General features: G+C 71.8%; 1 protein-coding gene, 1 tRNA gene and 1 pseudogene. All 3 read right to left on the minus strand.

Annotated elements, in window-relative coordinates; genetic code table 11:
* Nucleotides 1–36: 36 nt before the first annotated feature.
* Nucleotides 37–109, minus strand: a tRNA-His gene (locus AN218_RS19090).
* Nucleotides 110–281: 172 nt separating this feature from the next.
* Nucleotides 282–887, minus strand: coding sequence for an oligoribonuclease (orn, locus tag AN218_RS19095; protein ID WP_070018099.1), 606 nt, complete (start codon nt 885–887; stop codon nt 282–284).
* 24 nt (nt 888–911) lie between these two features.
* Nucleotides 912–1,133 (minus strand): annotated as a pseudogene (locus tag AN218_RS36800) (AraC family transcriptional regulator); the annotation flags it as partial.

The following is a 1,133-nucleotide window of genomic DNA, read 5'->3' on the forward strand; positions in this document are numbered from 1 at the left end:
CCCGGATCTCCCCGGGCGGGGGTCTTGATCATCGAGGGTGAATGACGGGACTTGAACCCGCGACATCCTGGACCACAACCAGGTGCTCTACCAGCTGAGCTACATCCACCACGGCCGGCTCGTTCTTCCGCACGGCCGAGAAAGAGTGTACAGGGTGGGCCGGGGTGCTCGCGCACGGGTTGAGGCCGGGGCCGGCGGGCGTGATCTCCCGCTCGCCGCCGCGCCGTTGGCGCCGCGTCCGTGCGACGCCGGTCCCGCCGCGAGGTGCCCACCGCCGTCCGTCAGGAGGCGGGCGGCACCACGTGCTTGGCGGCGATCTTCTTCGCGGTGTCCGAATCGGGGCCGGGCGCCGGTACGAAGACCGCCTCGCGGTAGTAGCGCAGCTCCGCGATCGACTCGCGGATGTCCGCGAGAGCACGGTGATTGCCGTTCTTCGGCGGGCTGTTGAAGTACGCACGGGGATACCAGCGGCGTGCCAGCTCCTTTATGGAGGAGACGTCCACGATCCGGTAGTGGAGGTGGGCCTCCAGCTCTCCCATGTCCCGGGCCAGGAAGCCCCGGTCGGTCGCCACGGAGTTGCCGCACAGCGGCGCCCGCCCGGCCTCCGGCGCGTGCTTGCGTACGTACTCCAGGACCTGCCGTTCGGCCTCGGCGAGGGTCGTACCGTCGTCGAGTTCGTCCAGCAGGCCGGAGGCGGTGTGCATCTCACGGACGACGTCCGGCATCGACGCCAGCGACCGCGCGGGAGGACGGATCACCACGTCCACGCCCTCCCCGAGCACGTTCAGCTCGGAGTCGGTGACGAGGGCCGCCACCTCCACGAGCGCGTCGTCGGCGAGCGAGAGGCCCGTCATCTCGCAGTCGATCCACACCATGCGGTCATTCATGCGCTTCACCCTACGTCCACGGCGTCAGCCCCTGCCCCGCTGTCCGGGCACTCGCGGAGCCCATGCGTCCGACTCCGGCTTGCCCGCCTCGCCGCCCTCGTGGCGTCCGTCGCGGTGCACACGGGCCGTCTCCCGGAAGTCGCGCGGTGCGTACGGGCCCGTGGTGTGCAGCAGCCCCTGATCGCCGCGGGCCGCCGCGCCGCCGGGCGCCGCCGAGGCGGGACCCGCACCCGCGCTGCCCGGTCC

It is taken from the genome of Streptomyces nanshensis, assembly GCF_001751255.1.
Taxonomy (GTDB): domain Bacteria; phylum Actinomycetota; class Actinomycetes; order Streptomycetales; family Streptomycetaceae; genus Streptomyces; species Streptomyces nanshensis_A.

Bases quoted from the DNA above. Each gene is read 5' to 3' on its own strand.
- orn (WP_070018099.1), bottom strand. From the start codon at position 887: ATGAATGACCGCATGGTGTGGATCGACTGCGAGATGACGGGCCTCTCG.